Source organism: Kiritimatiellia bacterium (assembly GCA_028715905.1).
In the GTDB taxonomy this organism is placed as follows: Bacteria; Verrucomicrobiota; Kiritimatiellia; order JAAZAB01; family JAAZAB01; genus JAQUQV01.
In genome coordinates this window covers 15,865-29,848 of the sequence record JAQUQV010000009.1, presented here as the reverse complement: position 1 = coordinate 29,848, position 13,984 = coordinate 15,865, and the positions used below count along the sequence as shown (strand labels likewise).

Genomic DNA, 13,984 nt, shown 5'->3' with positions numbered 1-13,984 from the left:
TCCGGCTTTAAAAATGAATTACCAATTGATCAGCGATCAAAGCGGCCTGGATTCGGCGCTGGCGCAAATCAGGGATATGAACCCGCTGGCCGTTGACATGGAAATGGAAAACAATTTCCATCATTACGGCCTGCACCTGGCTTTAATCCAGATTGCCACCCCGGGAAACGACGTCTTTATCATTGACCCGCTCGCGCTTCACGACTTGAAACCGCTCGGCGCCCTGCTGGCCGGCTCCCGCCACGAACTGATCATGCACAACGCCGATTTTGACCGGCGAACTTGTTTCCAGCTTTACGGCTGGATTCTGGGCAAAACCTTTGACACCCAGATTGCCGCCATGTTCTGCGGCTTCAAACAGCCCGGCCTGGCCAATCTGCTCAACGAATTGTTCGGCATGAAAATTGACAAGCGCTACCAGAAACAGGACTGGCTGAAACGGCCTCTCTCCAGGCCCGCCCTTGATTACGCCGCGCGGGACGTGAATATGCTGCACGCGCTTCAGGAAATCCTTACGGTCCGGCTGGCCGGCCGGCTGGAATGGGCCAAGGAAGAATTTGGACGCGCCGAGAAAACGCTGGCCTCTGCTTATCCCGTGAGCGCGCACTGCCGCATAAAGCATTCCGCCGCCCTTTCCCCGCGCTCGCTGTCCGTTTTGAAAGCGCTTGTTGATTTTCGGGAAAGCGCGGCCCGCCGCTTTGACCTGCCACCGCAATTCGTAATCCGCGACGCGCTCTTAATTGAACTCGCCCGGCGGCCGCCGAAAGACGGCGAAAAAATAAAATCATTTCGCGGACTTCATCCCGCGCTTTACCGAAAACATGGCCGGGACGGCCTGATGCAGGCCATTCAGGCCGGACTGAACGCGCCCGAAGAAATTCATCCGGCGCGGAAAAGCCGGCACAGCCTGCCCCCGGCGGCGCAGAACTGGGAAAAAAGGCTGAAAGACATGCGCCGCTGGCGGCTGGAAAAAGCCACGGCCCTTAACCTTGAACAACATCTCCTATTTGACGCGGAAGTGATGGTATGGTTTGCGCGCAACCCCGGCCGGCCCGCGCCGCCGTATATCGCCGGACGCATTCGAAACTGGCAGAGGGATTTTCTGCTGCCGGAATTTTTGAACCTGTTCGGCGAATCTTCCCTGCGCCAAAATTAAGCCGCGGCTTCAATCGCCGGACTCGGAAGGCTTAAAAATGGTAGCGCACTCCAAGATTAAACGTCATGGCGTCGTAATATTGAAACGCGCCGCCGAATGAAACATTAGGGGCCGCGAAAATTTCGGCGCCGGCAATGATCCCGGCCAGGTTAGCCTCGTGAAAATCGGTTTTCCGGCCGGCGTCCCCCCCGGCATAACAATCCCCTTCCAGCCATGACAAGGCCGGGCCGGCATAAAGCGCAAGGCTATATGGGTATTTTGCCATATCGCCCTTATTTAAAACAAACACTTCGTAATTGACAAGGAGGGCGGCAAATATCTCGTTCCAATTGATTTTTTCAGCGCCGGAACCCGAGCGGTAAGCGGCAAACTCGGCATGCGTTTTAAGACTTAAATCGCCTGCCATAAAAGCGGGATTTTTGAGAGAATAACGCCACCAGCTGACGTCAAAGCCGGCCGACCATTTGAATTTGGAATCATTATAGGTTTCTTCCACGGTGGTTTTTGCGGCCGTGCCGCCGAAGGTCGCAAAAATCACCATCCATTGGCAGGGATCAACGCCGATATAACCGTCAAACGTCTGCGATTTCAGCCGCAGTTCGCCCTGCGAGGCGATGCTGATATCGCGCTCCTGCTGCTGGTAATCGGCGCCGATGGTGAGGAATCCGAGATATTCCTGCGTAATCAGGGTCTCGCGCGTTCCGGCGCCGGAGAGCGAAGCGGCATGGGCCGGGCCGGCCAATACCGCAACAATGGCAATCAGGAATGATACTCTAAATAATGATTTCATTGCATTGACGTCCCATGGAAACGCCGAGACTGTAGAAACTTTCAACCTTCAACTTTTCCGCCAGGGCGGACAACATTGAACTCCTGACCGCACATTCGGACGTTGAACGTTCAAAGTTTCTGGCCGCCGAACCCTGACTTCTGCTCTTTGTCTTCTCGCTTACCGTGCCGGCCCCCATCGGGCGGACAGCGGCCAATAGACAAAAAAAGACGGACCCACCAGGTTCTCGCGCGGAACCGGGCCCCAGTAGCGGCTGTCAAGACTATTGCGCTGGTTGTCGCCGCAGGCAAAATACTGCCCCTCCCCCAGCTTCACGGAATGGACGCCGCCGGTCATAAAATCACCGGACTGAATATAGCCGTTATAACCGTCCGCGCAAGACTGAATTCTGTCCATGACATCTATCCCGGCCATCCGACGGCCGTTGACATAAAAAAACGGCGTTGCGATGCCGATGGTTTCGTCCGGCATGCCGACCATGCGCTTGACGTAATGTTCATTCGGCTTGATCTGAGGATGGCGGATGCCATCGGTTTTAAACACCATGATTTCGCCGCGTTCCGGGCTGACAAAGTTCCACTTGATCTTGTTGACGAATATATGGTCGCCGGCGGTCTTGGCGCCCGTGGCCAGGATTTGTCCGCGGATAACGGTTTCGCCGTGCGAAACGCGCAAAATCATGTTCGGGAAAAGCGGATGAAGAATGCCGCCCACGCTGATCAGCGGGCCTTCCCGGGTCTGCCCCACGGCAACCGTCCCCGACACGCGTGCTTTAATTTCAACATATTTTTCACCGAAGACAATCCACTTAACGATATTGAAAGGGAAATAATCAAAAACCCCCTTGCCTTCCTTTCCAACATAATGAATGCCGGAAAGCGTGGGAAACATGGAAGAAGTGGGTATTTTAAAAGGCTGGACGAAATAAGTGCGAAAAGCCATGGCCACGGCCAGGGCCACCACCAGCACTTCAATGTTTTCACGCAGGACCGCGTACGGACGGGGCGGATTGAGCTTCCGGATGGCCTCCGCCAGCACGGGAAAGGCCCGTTCCGCCCCCGGCCAGTCTTTTTCCTTCAACCGCCCGGAAAGGTCCCGCATTGATGCCTCCATGCGCTGCAAATCGGCCGGCACAGCGACATCTTCGCGCAGGCGCCAGATGTGCCGGGCGCTTCTCAAGAGATGGACGGCCTGTCTCCGGATTCTTCGCCGCGTTAAAAATGATTTTACCTGCATGAATACTTTCTCCGTTCAGGCATTTGATTTTAATATTCTGATGAAAGCTTCCTGGGGAACATTGACCCGCCCCACCTGCTTCATCCGTTTTTTTCCTTCCTTCTGGCGTTCCAGCAGTTTCCTTTTCCGGGTAATATCCCCGCCGTAACACTTGGCGGTCACATCCTTGCGAAGGGCCCGGATAGTTTCGCGGGCAATGACCGTCTTGCCGATGGCCGCCTGAACCGGAATGGCGAAAAGATGCGGCGGGATGACCTCTTTCAAGGCCGCGCACATCTGCCGCCCCCGCCCTTCGGCCTTGGAGCGGTGCATCAGGGAAGAAAAAGCGTCCACCGGCTCGCCGTTCAATAAAATGTCAACCTTGACCAGGTCGCTCGCCGCATAGCCGCTGTGTTCGTAATCCATGGACGCGTATCCATGGCTCAGGCTCTTGAGGTAATCATAAAAGTCAACCAGGATTTCATTTAAGGGCAGCGTGCATGTCAGCATGACGCGTTTTGTATCCAGCGAATCCGTTTTGTCCAGGACGCCGCGGCGGTCCATGATAAGTTTCATCAAGTCGCTTATCTGCTCGTTGCGGCAGATGATGAAAGCCTTCACCATCGGCTCCTCAATCCGTTCAATGCGGGTCGGATCAGGCAGATTGGTGGGATTGTCAATTGTGCGCACGGCGCCGTCTTTCAGGATCACATTGTAAACCACCGCCGGATAAGTGCTGATAATGTCAAGATCGTATTCTCTCCGCAGCCGTTCCTGGACAACTTCAAGGTGAAGGAGGCCGAGGAACCCGCAACGGAAACCGAACCCGAGGGCAACCGACGACTCGTTCTGGCAGGTAAAGGAGCTGTCGTTAAGCGCGAGCCGGTCCAGGCTTGATTTAAGTTTTTCATAATCGGCCGTATTAACCGGGTACACGCCGCTGAAAACCATCGGCTGGACGTTCTTGAATCCCGGCAGGGGGATTTGCGCCGGGCGGACGGCGGCGGTGACGGTGTCCCCGACTTTTATATCACGCGGGGATTTGATGGTGCCGACAATGTAACCCACCTGGCCGGCGCGCAGCGTTTTCACCGGCATCATTTTCGGGGTAAAAATTCCGACCTCCTTGATTTCCGAGGCAAGCCCCGTGCCCATCATAAAGACCCGCTCGCCAGCCTTGATCTCTCCCTCAAAGACGCGCACATACGGCACGACGCCGCGGTAGGCGTCGTAGACCGAATCAAAGATAAGCGCCCTGGTGCGGCCCGCCCCGGCCTCTGCCGAAGGCGGCGGCATCTTTCCGACAATCAGCTCCATCATCTCCCGCACGCCCGCGCCGGTTTTGGCGCTGACCATCACCCCCTCCGCGATGCTTATGCCCAGCACCTCCTCAATTTGCCCGGACACTTCGGCGATGTCGGCGGTCGGCAAGTCAATTTTATTCAGCACCGGAATAATTTTGAGGTTGTGTTCCATCGCCAGGAATGCGTTGGCCACGGTCTGGGCCTCAACGCCCTGGGCGGCATCCACCAGCAAAATGGCCCCTTCGCAGGCTGCCATGCTGCGTGAAACCTCGTAGGTAAAATCAACGTGGCCGGGAGTATCCAGCAGATTAAACTCATAATTGTTTCCGCCGGAGGATTGGAAACGCATGGTAACGGGATGGGATTTTATGGTTATACCGCGTTCCCGCTCCAAATCCATGCTGTCCAGCATCTGGTCGCGGAAATCGCGCGCTTCAACCGTGCGGGTCAGTTCCAGCATGCGGTCGGCCAGGGTTGACTTGCCGTGGTCAATGTGGGCAATGATGCAGAAATTGCGGATCAACGATAAATAATTATCCATGTGACGCCTTTGACCGCCGAGACGCAGAGGCCGCGGAGGCAAAACAAAGTTATTTCTTTTCCCGCGCTTCTTCGGCTTTTGCCCTCATTTTCCGCAGATCAGCGGCCATGTCCTTTGCCCTGAAAAGCGAACTTCCCGCAATAATGGCGTTGGCGCCGGCGCCGGCAACCAGCGCCACGGTTTCCAGGTCAATGCCGCCATCCACGGCAATATCCTTCGCGCCGGCGGCCGCGCGCAATGCGCGTATTTTCGGCAGAACCTCCGGCAGAAAACTCTGGCCGCCAAACCCGGGATGAACGCTCATGCAAAGAATTCCATCGGCCTCGCCGAGGTGCGGGAGAACCACCTCATGCGGCGTCTCCGGATTCAGCACAATTCCCGGCCGGGCGCCGAGCCGGCGGATATGCCGAAGCGTTCCGGAAACATCGCAGTCCGATTCCACCTGGATCAAAAGCGTGCCCGCGCCGGCTTTCACGAAAGTTTCCGCATACAAATCAGGCCGGATCATCATCAGGTGCACGTGTAAATGCATTTTGACAACCCGCCGCGCCATGCGGACGACGTCCGGCCCGAAACTGATGTTCGGCACAAAAACGCCGTCCATGATGTCAAGGTGCAAAGCGTCCCCGCCGGCGGCCTCGGCTTTTTTGGCGGAGGACTCCAGGTTGCCGAAATCGCCCGCAAGCAGGGACGGCATTATACGCACTTCCGGAATTGTTTTCTTCATAAGGGCGGAAGCATAACAGAACGCCTCCGCGGGCGCAATCTTGAATGACAGATGTAAAAAAAACAGGAAGCGAATATTGATCCCGGCGCGCGTTTTTGTTTTAATGCCGTCCGTGAACAGGGAATCAGAGCGCTCCGTCAGGACAGACGGCGATCCGGCGCGGAGTTTCGCGCCGCCGGCCGGCCGCCGGCCGGATTTTTACCGGGAGCCGTTCCGTGTTTTTGTCTACGATTCGCTCGCATCCACCAACACCTTCCTGAAAACCAGCCTGAATTCCTTCCCGGACTACAGCGCGGTCTGGGCCATAAACCAAACCGGCGGGCGCGGAAAGTTTGAAAGAAAGTGGATTTCGGAACCGGGGAAAGACCTCTGTTTTTCATTCATCCTGCCGCTGGAAAACATACCCGGCGCGCGTTATCCCAACCTAACCCAGGTAACGGCGCTGGCCGTCTGCCGCGTCCTGCAGTCCCGCGGCCTTCAGCCGGTTGTCAAATGGCCCAACGACGTGCTGGTCTCCGGTAAAAAAATCTGCGGAATTTTATGCGAAACCGCGAAACGCGGCGCGGCCGCCGGCGCCGCCGATTCCATGGTGGTGGGAGTGGGGATCAACATAAACAGCTCGCCGGGCGCCCCAGCCGCCATGGATGCGCCGGCCACATCTTTCGCGGCGGAAACCGGGCGCGCGGCGGACCTGCGGGAAATCCTTGACGAATTGCTGGACGCCATTATGCCTCTCTTTCTTCTGTTCAAAACCGGCGGCTTCGCTCCGATTGCCGGGCAAATAAACGAACGGCTGGCATACCGGGACGCAACGGTCAACCTGCATGCCACGGGAAAAACGCACCGAGGCGCAATCAAAGGCCTTAATGCGGAAGGCGCGCTTTTATTTGACTGCGCGCAGTGCGGCCTCATGACAATCTTTTCCGGCAATGTGTCGCTGGAAAAAATTAACCCCGATTTTGCCGCGCAAAATTCAAGCGCATCCCCGACCTGTTTGCGGTTGAAATGAGCCATACGCACAAACCGCAAAACGGCCCGGCCGCGGACAATAAACAGGCGGCCCGCGGAAAACAAGGAATTGGCCCCCGCCTCTTTCCGGCAAAACATGGTCGGCGCGCATAACCATGAACGATAACAATATTCATTCGTTCCGCCCCGGCGGAATAACCCGTTTTCAAATGCGCGTTTATGAAGCGGTAAAAAAAATCCCGCGCGGCCGCGTAACAACATATAAAATTATCGCCGGCCACATCCATTGCGCCTCGCCCCGCGCCGTCGGCCAGGCCTTGAAACGCAATCCCTTTGCGCCGGAAGTCCCCTGCCACCGGGTCATTGCCGCGGACCTGACCCCGGGCGGTTTCCGGGGCAAAAGACACGGCGCGGCCCTGAGGCGGAAACTGGATTTACTGAAGGCGGAAGGAATCAAATTCCGGCGCGGCCGATTGGCGGAACCGGGCCGAATTGTCAAACGCCTTGCTTTTTAGCGCCGGGCGCCGGCTTGGCTTCCCGGCCCGCCTGTTCGGCCGCCAGCGAATCATAAAATTGCCGGAAGCGCCGGCCGCGCTCTTCAAAACTGCGGAACTGGTCAAAGCTGGCGCAGGCCGGAGAAAGCAGAATCGTTTCGCCGGGAACCGCCTCGCGCCACGCTTCCGCCGCCGCCTTTTCAAGCGTGCCGCAAATGCGGCAGGCAACCGTCTCCCCCCATGCCGTTCCCATTTCCCCGGCCGCCTGGCCGATCAAATACACTCCGCTCGCTTTTTCGGCCAGAAGCGGCTTGAGCGGCGCATAAGATTCATTTTTCGGCAGGCCGCCGGCGATCAGGCGCACCTTGCCCGCCGTTATTTTTAAAGCCGCCGCCAAGGCCGCCGCATTGGTCGCCTTGGAATCATCCACAAAACGCACACCGCGCAACATACCCACGCTTTCCAGGCGGTGCGGCAAAGGTTTAAAATCACGGGCCGCGCGTTCCAGGCAGGAAAATGGAATTTTGCAGGCCGCCATGACGGCCGCGGCCGCAGCCGCGGCCTGCCCCATGATTTCGTTGGCAAAAACGGTGTTCTCCAGTTGTACCTTTTGATCGGAGAACCGCGTGCCGACAAAATTTTCGCGAAAAAACCAATCGGCTTCCGCCGACAGGCCGAATGAAACCAGCCGCAGTTTCCCGCCGAGCATCCCGTTTATTTCGGACAAATTATTTTCATTCACAACCGCCCGGTGTTTATCCGTCATCCGCGCAAAGAGGCGCGCCTTGGCGGCGGTATAGCTGCGCAAATCATGGTGCCGGTCCAGGTGGTTCGGAAAGACGTTCAAAAGAACCCCTATATCGGGATGGAAATTGCGGGCCGTCTCCAGTTGAAACGAACTGACTTCAATCACCAGCCAATCAAGCGCGGGATGGTCAAGGACGATTTGCGAAACCGGCGGCCCGTAATTGCCGGCGGCAAAGGTTTTCAGGCCCACCAGCCGCATGGTCTCCGCGCATAATTTCACAAGGGTGCTTTTGCCGTTTGAACCGGTAACGGCAATTACCGGGCATTTGGCGCGCAGCCAGCCCAGTTCAAATTCGGGCAGGACGGGAATGCCCCGGGAAACAATCTCCTTCAAAACCGGCGAATCCGGGCGCACGCCCGGGCTGACCACGCAAAGTTCAAAATCACCGTCCGGAATTTTTGACGCGCCGGCAAAAACAACCGCGCCGTATTTTTGGATTTTACCAGCGCGGCCCCTGATTTCCGGGGTGTTTTTCCCGTCCAGAACCGTAACTTTGCGCCCTTCGGCCAGCAAGAGGCGCGCGGCGGCTTCGCCGCTGGCGGCCAATCCCAGGATCAGGACGGATTTACATTGATCATTTGCCATTTACGATTTTAGATTGTCGGCGGCCCCGAACGAGGCAGGCAAAAGAAGCGTAATTCGTAAAACTCATTTGATGAAATATTTTTCCATTCATGCGTTTCACGCTTCGCGCATGCTTACCGCATCTTCAGCAGCAGAATGCCCAGCAGGGCGAAAATCGCGGAAACAATCCAGAAACGCACGGTTACCTGGGTCTCGCTCCAGGCGGGTTTTTTAAGCTCAAAGTGATGGTGCAGAGGCGCGCAGGAAAAGATGCGTTTCCCGGTGAGCTTGAAGCAACCCACCTGCAGAATCACGCTCATGGCCTCCAGCACAAAAATGCCGCCGACAATCAAAAGCGCCAGTTCATGTTTGATGAGAACGGCCACACAGCCCAGGGCGCCGCCAAGCGCCAGACTGCCCGTGTCCCCCATAAAAATCAACGCGGGATGACAATTAAACCAGAGAAACCCGAGCCCGGCGCCCAGAACCGCCCCGCAAAAAACCGTGAGCTCGCCGGCGCCGGCGATATAGGGAACCTGCAGATAGCCCGCAAGATTGACATGCCCGGCCACATACGCCATGACCGCAAAGGCAAAGGTTACCGTGCAAACACACCCGATGGCCAGCCCATCCAGGCCATCGGTAAGATTCACCGCGTTGCTGGAACCGACAATCACCAGCATGATAAACAAACCCGCCGCGAGGAAAGGCAGTTCCGCCGCCAGCGGCGTTTTCAACAACGGGACCATCAATTGCCTGGCAAAATCACGCGTGTCGGGAATGACAAAAAGAAACAAAGCCAGCAGAGCGGCCCAGCCCGCCTGAAGAAACAGCTTCCGCCGCGAGCTCAGGCCGCGGGCATCGCGCCCGGCCGTTTTAAGATAGTCGTCTTTGAATCCGATCAATCCCATGTAACACATGGTCGCCAAGGTTATCAACACCAGCGGGTTGGTTGGCACCGCCCAGAGCAGGGACGCAAGCAGAATGGCGCTGATGATGAGCAGCCCCCCCATGGTGGGCGTCCTCTTTTTCGCTTCCCCGTGCACCGTGTCCAAGACGGGCAAATCGCTCCGATAACGGGTCTCATTGCCGCAGCACACGTTTGTCAAACGGCGGATGAAAACAGGCCCGAGCAAAAGGCTTAGCAGGAAAGCTGTCCCGGCCGCGGCCACGACGCGGACGGAGATATACTGAAATACCCGCAGGTAGGAGACATAATCCGACAATAAATGCAAATAATAAAACATGACAACTTACCCGGATGCAAGTTAATTTGTCCGTCGTGAAAAGTCAATTCATTTTCGGGCTTGACAACTCTTGTTTGCATGTTACGTTGATGACGCGATTTCTGATTCCGCGATAGCTCAATGGTAGAGCGGGTGGCTGTTAACCACTAGGTTGCAGGTTCGAGCCCTGCTCGCGGAGCCACACAGTAGAACGAAGTTCACTGTGTGGCGGTGAAGTGAACCGAAGGTTCTGCTTCACTGTCTCTTCTTCCCATGATTCTCCTCCCGCTTCGCTAGAAACAAGGATTGCTTTCTACCCAATCCAACCGTATTATTTGAAACATGCCCGCCAAGCTCCAATACTGCGTTTATGTCCTGCTCTCTATGCACGACGGCGACTTTCAATTAGGCCGCCAAAAGCGGCAACTGTATTTGATAGCACCTGAAATGTCAAAAGCCGTGATGAGAAGCAAGAAAAGAATGCCGGGTAAGGATGATGTGGGATGAAATATATGCGCGGTGGTTAATATTTGGCCTGAGGAAGTGAGAAGATAACGGCGCTGGTTGGGCATTTTGCGGATGAGGCCGTGCTCGCGCATAAGGCGCAAATGGCGGCTGATGCGGGCGGAAAGCTGTTTTTCGGATCCGCCCTTGGCCCAGGGGGTAAGGCGGAGTATTTGACGCAGGTCTTTATTGGTCAGGCCGGAGACGGCAAACTTCGGATCGGACAAGGCCTGAAGGAATTCCCGGTCTTTGCCGGTTATTTCCAGGGAGCGGATACGGCGGGAGTTTTGAAGGCGTGGTTTTGAGAGAGCATCAAGGATTTGGCGGAAGGGTTGCGTGTCTTTAACGGCAGCCATTTGATCCATGAAGCGGTTGTTGAATGCGATCTGAATGCCGTAGGGAAACCAGGTTTGGAGGCGGACACTCATAAAGCCGAAGAGGGGATGGTCGTAATAAAAGTAAAGATGTTTGCAGCGGGAAAAGAGATGCCGCGGCTGAGGGAAACCGGCCTGGGCGTCATAGTGGGCGCGGAAAGAGGAACAGGCTTCGACGCAGGACCAGACGCCGATGAGACCGTGTTTGATGCCCAAGTCGCGTTGGCGTTGATGGGCAATGGCTTCCTTGCGTTCATTGGAAGAAGCAACAGAGAAAGTCTGAACTCGGGCGTAGCGCAGAGCGAAGCCCGATGCAAGCGTGGGGCGAATTTGGCTTCCGGCGGAGCCGGATTCGAAAAAGAAAGGCCAGTCCGGTTCAGATGGGCCGGCGCCGCGCGAAGCGCTATACTCGTGTATGCGCGAGGGCGGCAACGGGCCAGATGAGCCGGAATCGCCGCCGCCTTTTTCGAACCAAATTCGCACCACATGGGGAAGGAAGCATTAATAACATTGGGTTGCGGGCAGAGCCCGCTTTGGAACAGATAGTTCGTAGAACTGTGATCTGATAGATACTGTCTGCGGCAGGCTGTAATTCGCATGTCTATATCTCCTCTTGCTGTTTCTCGTTTCGGATAGATTCGCGACTGCTCACGCCATCGAGAATCTCTCTGGCGTCATACTGAACAATCAGTTTGCTCCTTACTCACTGATGCTTCAACGATAACACACTTTTCTATTCTGAATTCCGGTCAACGTCAGGACCAACCAGTTCCCTGATGGCTTCTGCTGTTTTACGTCCTATCCCAACAACACGTGACAACGTTTCGACATCGGCATGGAATACGTTCTCAATACTGCCAAATGTCTCCAGCAACCGCTCGGCCCGGGCCGGACCAATGCCGGGAAGCCCTTGAAGGATGAAAAGCTGTCTGTTTCTTCGACGTTTTGGACGATAGCCATGCCGATATACACCGCGGCTGATGTTGCGATGCATTTGTAACCCCGCGTAATAGATTAGATTTGCGCTTTCCTTTACATCAAAAGAACGCAGGCAGGGAATATTCAAGAAAATGGCGAGTGTAATGAGTGCTCCCTGAATAGCCTCTCTGCTTACGCCGGATACATCCCCCTCGGAAACATGCCCTTCTATAAGCATGAGGGGACGATAAGCGCTTTCCGCAAGGAGACATGCCTGGCGAAATAAACGTCCGTCAATGATTGAAGCCGAGAGATCGGAAACCGTTTTGCGCTCAATGAGCACGCGATTACCGACCAGATAGTCGCCCAGTTTCAAGCGGCGAACGGTAACCCGGAACACCTCATGTGACAGCAGGTGTTCGATCACGCCCGACGGTTGCTCGCGATCGTCTGCCACAATCTCCAATGGTCTTGAGCGATTGTATGAAGTCTCTATCTTGATTCCTCCTTCGCTGAAGCCGAACTTGTCTGGCTCAGGAAAAACCCATTGCGGAATGTTGTCATCCATGGCTTTGTTGATTTATTTTATCCTTTCGCCCATTCACGATACGCTTCAATCCAATCTGACCCGACCGGTTTTGGAGTCGGCAAAGGCAAATCAAGGATCGGCACCCGCTGTCTCTCCGAACCTCGTTTGCAGACCACCACGATTTCCTCTGCATCGTTTAGATCGATTTTCTCGACTGCGACCTCCATGCCGAGCAAGGTAGTCCTAAATGGAAGAGCTAAATTTTCTTCCAGCATCGTGAACAGTCCGGTGACCTGTTCGGATTCGTTGTAACAGTCTACCGTAGCCTCTTCTATCATCTCGTCCAGTCGCTGTTGACTGAGAACATGCGAGGGACATTTGAGTTGAATTTGTTTGCGCGGCATGGTGTTACACCTTTCATTACGACAGCATGGCCTTACCCTTTTCCGTCAGCCGATATTTCTGAAGCCGGCTGTTGGGCTTGTCGGGAATGGTAAGCGTAATCAAATGAGAAGATAGTGCCGGATGAAGATAGTTTTGCCGAAACGTTGGCCTGTGCTTGATGCCCAACATGTTCCGCAGTTCACCGGAAGATAACTCACCGGTTTGCAACGCGGACAGCAGGCGTGTGACTGGGTCGCCCGACTGGGTCGGCGACTGGGTCGGCGACCCTACCCTTTGAGACCTCTGTTTAAGGCGGACGATAAACGTACTGGCCTTGTTCTCGAATTCAACCTTGATGTTGTGTTTCTTGCACGCCTCAATGATCCGAAGCGTACCCGTACCCCAATGCTCTATGAGCCGTGCCCTGAAAAGAGCGCCAGCCAATAGCATGTTCCGGGGGCATGAACGGTGCTTGTGATATAGCTCGCTAACAGAGATATCATTCGGAAGAGAGCCTGGATTCCAGACCTCAAGACAGTTATCGTAAATTCGAACCTGTATAGTTCCAACCTCGGCGTAGTTGCGATGACATAGGGCGTTGGTAATGGCTTCGCGAACAGCATCGTCCGGATACTCTGGAATAATATCACGCTCGGGCCTGCCTGTAATGACTATTGCCTGGCGGGTATTGCGGGTGACAAATGCCATGGCATTGTCGAGTTGTTCCAGAATAGGCCCCTCCAATGTACGTTCATCGAGGAAATGGACAGAACTTGTGCCCTTAAAACGGGCGCACTTTGTCTGTGCTTCCACAAAGAAACGCTGGGGGTACTTGCCAAACAGTAGAACGGCAGCATTGGTGAAACCACTATGGGTCACGAGCTTGAGATTCCTCATGACGTCTTCGACCGATGTGGACATCTTCATTCCGGCTCGTCTGAGAAATTCCTTGACCGCCTTTTTGCTGATATCTTTGTCTATGAACTCACTGCAGACAAAGGTGTCCCATGTGCGTCCCGTTGAAATCTCCAACAACCGCTGAGATTCGTCACGCCGAAGGTGCTGGTTGGTTCTGCCGACTCGTTTCATCGGCCGTCCGAAAGCCCAGACTGGTTTTACAGGATTCTGCTCAATATGAATCTTTAAAACCGCCGAATTTTCTGGGCCAGAGATAGCGATGGAGGGGAATTGAGGAGGATCGGCGTTGATCCTGATTTTATTGGCGATATCTTCGATCGTCCCTTGGCCAATCTGAACACCGACTCGTTTACCCTCCGGGCTGATGCCAACATAGACGGTTCCGCCCTGGGCCGTGGCAAAAGCAGCGCACGTTTCGACGATTTCTTTCCATTCGCCGAGCGACTGCTTCCATTCCACCGTTTCGCTTTCGGGCGGAAACTGCGTTTTTTTAGATCGCTGTTTCACAACTGATAGGTTTTATAATATGGATTTGGCTGTGGATATAAAGCATTTTCGGCACG

Annotated in this window: 13 protein-coding genes and 1 tRNA gene; 4 read left to right on the top strand and 10 right to left on the bottom strand. The window is 55.2% G+C overall.

Translation table 11 applies throughout. The features are described from left to right. Window positions 1-13: 13 nt before the first annotated feature. Window positions 14-1,156 (top strand): HRDC domain-containing protein, encoded by a 1,143-nt coding sequence (locus PHP98_03300; protein MDD5482665.1) that lies wholly within the window; start codon window positions 14-16, stop codon window positions 1,154-1,156. Between the two features lie 31 nt (window positions 1,157-1,187). Here the strand turns inward: PHP98_03300 and PHP98_03295 are convergent, their stop codons facing one another. The 4 genes from PHP98_03295 to rpe form a co-directional block, all read right to left on the bottom strand. Continuing rightward, window positions 1,188-1,946: a hypothetical protein gene (locus PHP98_03295; GenBank protein MDD5482664.1), complete on the bottom strand. Its 759-nt coding sequence runs from the start codon at window positions 1,944-1,946 to the stop codon at window positions 1,188-1,190. A gap of 159 nt (window positions 1,947-2,105) precedes the next feature. Beyond that, the gene (gene lepB, locus PHP98_03290) at window positions 2,106-3,182 is read right to left on the bottom strand and encodes a signal peptidase I (GenBank protein MDD5482663.1); all 1,077 of its coding nucleotides are present in this window, start codon (window positions 3,180-3,182) and stop codon (window positions 2,106-2,108) included. 15 nt (window positions 3,183-3,197) lie between these two features. Beyond that, a complete protein-coding gene (gene lepA, locus PHP98_03285; GenBank protein ID MDD5482662.1) occupies window positions 3,198-5,006 on the bottom strand; it encodes a translation elongation factor 4 in 1,809 nt (602 codons plus the stop codon). A 49-nt stretch (window positions 5,007-5,055) separates the two neighbouring features. Beyond that, on the bottom strand, window positions 5,056-5,733 hold the full coding sequence (gene rpe, locus PHP98_03280) for a ribulose-phosphate 3-epimerase (GenBank protein ID MDD5482661.1): 678 nt from the start codon (window positions 5,731-5,733) through the stop codon (window positions 5,056-5,058). A gap of 112 nt (window positions 5,734-5,845) precedes the next feature. Between rpe and PHP98_03275 the strand changes: the two genes are divergently transcribed. Both PHP98_03275 and PHP98_03270 read left to right on the top strand, forming a co-directional pair. Beyond that, window positions 5,846-6,742 carry a biotin--[acetyl-CoA-carboxylase] ligase gene (locus PHP98_03275; GenBank protein ID MDD5482660.1) on the top strand — a complete coding sequence of 299 codons (897 nt, stop codon included), beginning with the start codon at window positions 5,846-5,848 and terminating at the stop codon, window positions 6,740-6,742. A gap of 115 nt (window positions 6,743-6,857) precedes the next feature. Further along, entirely contained in the window at window positions 6,858-7,217 is a 360-nt protein-coding gene (locus tag PHP98_03270; GenBank protein ID MDD5482659.1) for an MGMT family protein, read from the top strand. On the opposite strand, the gene murD is transcribed toward PHP98_03270, so the two are convergent. Together murD and mraY are read right to left on the bottom strand one after the other, a co-directional pair. Next, on the bottom strand, window positions 7,198-8,589 hold the full coding sequence (gene murD, locus PHP98_03265) for a UDP-N-acetylmuramoyl-L-alanine--D-glutamate ligase (protein ID MDD5482658.1): 1,392 nt from the start codon (window positions 8,587-8,589) through the stop codon (window positions 7,198-7,200). The genes PHP98_03270 and murD overlap by 20 nt on opposite strands. A 113-nt stretch (window positions 8,590-8,702) precedes the next feature. Then, a complete protein-coding gene (mraY, locus tag PHP98_03260) occupies window positions 8,703-9,815 on the bottom strand; it encodes a phospho-N-acetylmuramoyl-pentapeptide-transferase (protein ID MDD5482657.1) in 1,113 nt (370 codons plus the stop codon). A 106-nt stretch (window positions 9,816-9,921) separates the two neighbouring features. On the opposite strand from mraY, the gene PHP98_03255 reads away from it, so the two are divergent. Continuing rightward, a tRNA-Asn gene (locus PHP98_03255) sits at window positions 9,922-9,996 on the top strand. A gap of 199 nt (window positions 9,997-10,195) precedes the next feature. Here PHP98_03255 and PHP98_03250 read toward each other — a convergent pair. The 4 genes from PHP98_03250 to PHP98_03235 form a co-directional block, all read right to left on the bottom strand. Beyond that, window positions 10,196-10,888, bottom strand: a complete 693-nt coding sequence (locus PHP98_03250) for a winged helix-turn-helix domain-containing protein (protein MDD5482656.1) — start codon at window positions 10,886-10,888, stop codon at window positions 10,196-10,198. A gap of 517 nt (window positions 10,889-11,405) precedes the next feature. Further along, entirely contained in the window at window positions 11,406-12,158 is a 753-nt protein-coding gene (locus PHP98_03245; protein MDD5482655.1) for an ERCC4 domain-containing protein, read from the bottom strand. Between the two features lie 17 nt (window positions 12,159-12,175). After that, window positions 12,176-12,457 carry a calcium-binding protein gene (locus tag PHP98_03240; GenBank protein MDD5482654.1) on the bottom strand — a complete coding sequence of 94 codons (282 nt, stop codon included), beginning with the start codon at window positions 12,455-12,457 and terminating at the stop codon, window positions 12,176-12,178. 82 nt (window positions 12,458-12,539) lie between these two features. Then, window positions 12,540-13,928 carry an ATP-binding protein gene (locus tag PHP98_03235; GenBank protein MDD5482653.1) on the bottom strand — a complete coding sequence of 463 codons (1,389 nt, stop codon included), beginning with the start codon at window positions 13,926-13,928 and terminating at the stop codon, window positions 12,540-12,542. Window positions 13,929-13,984 lie beyond the last annotated feature (56 nt).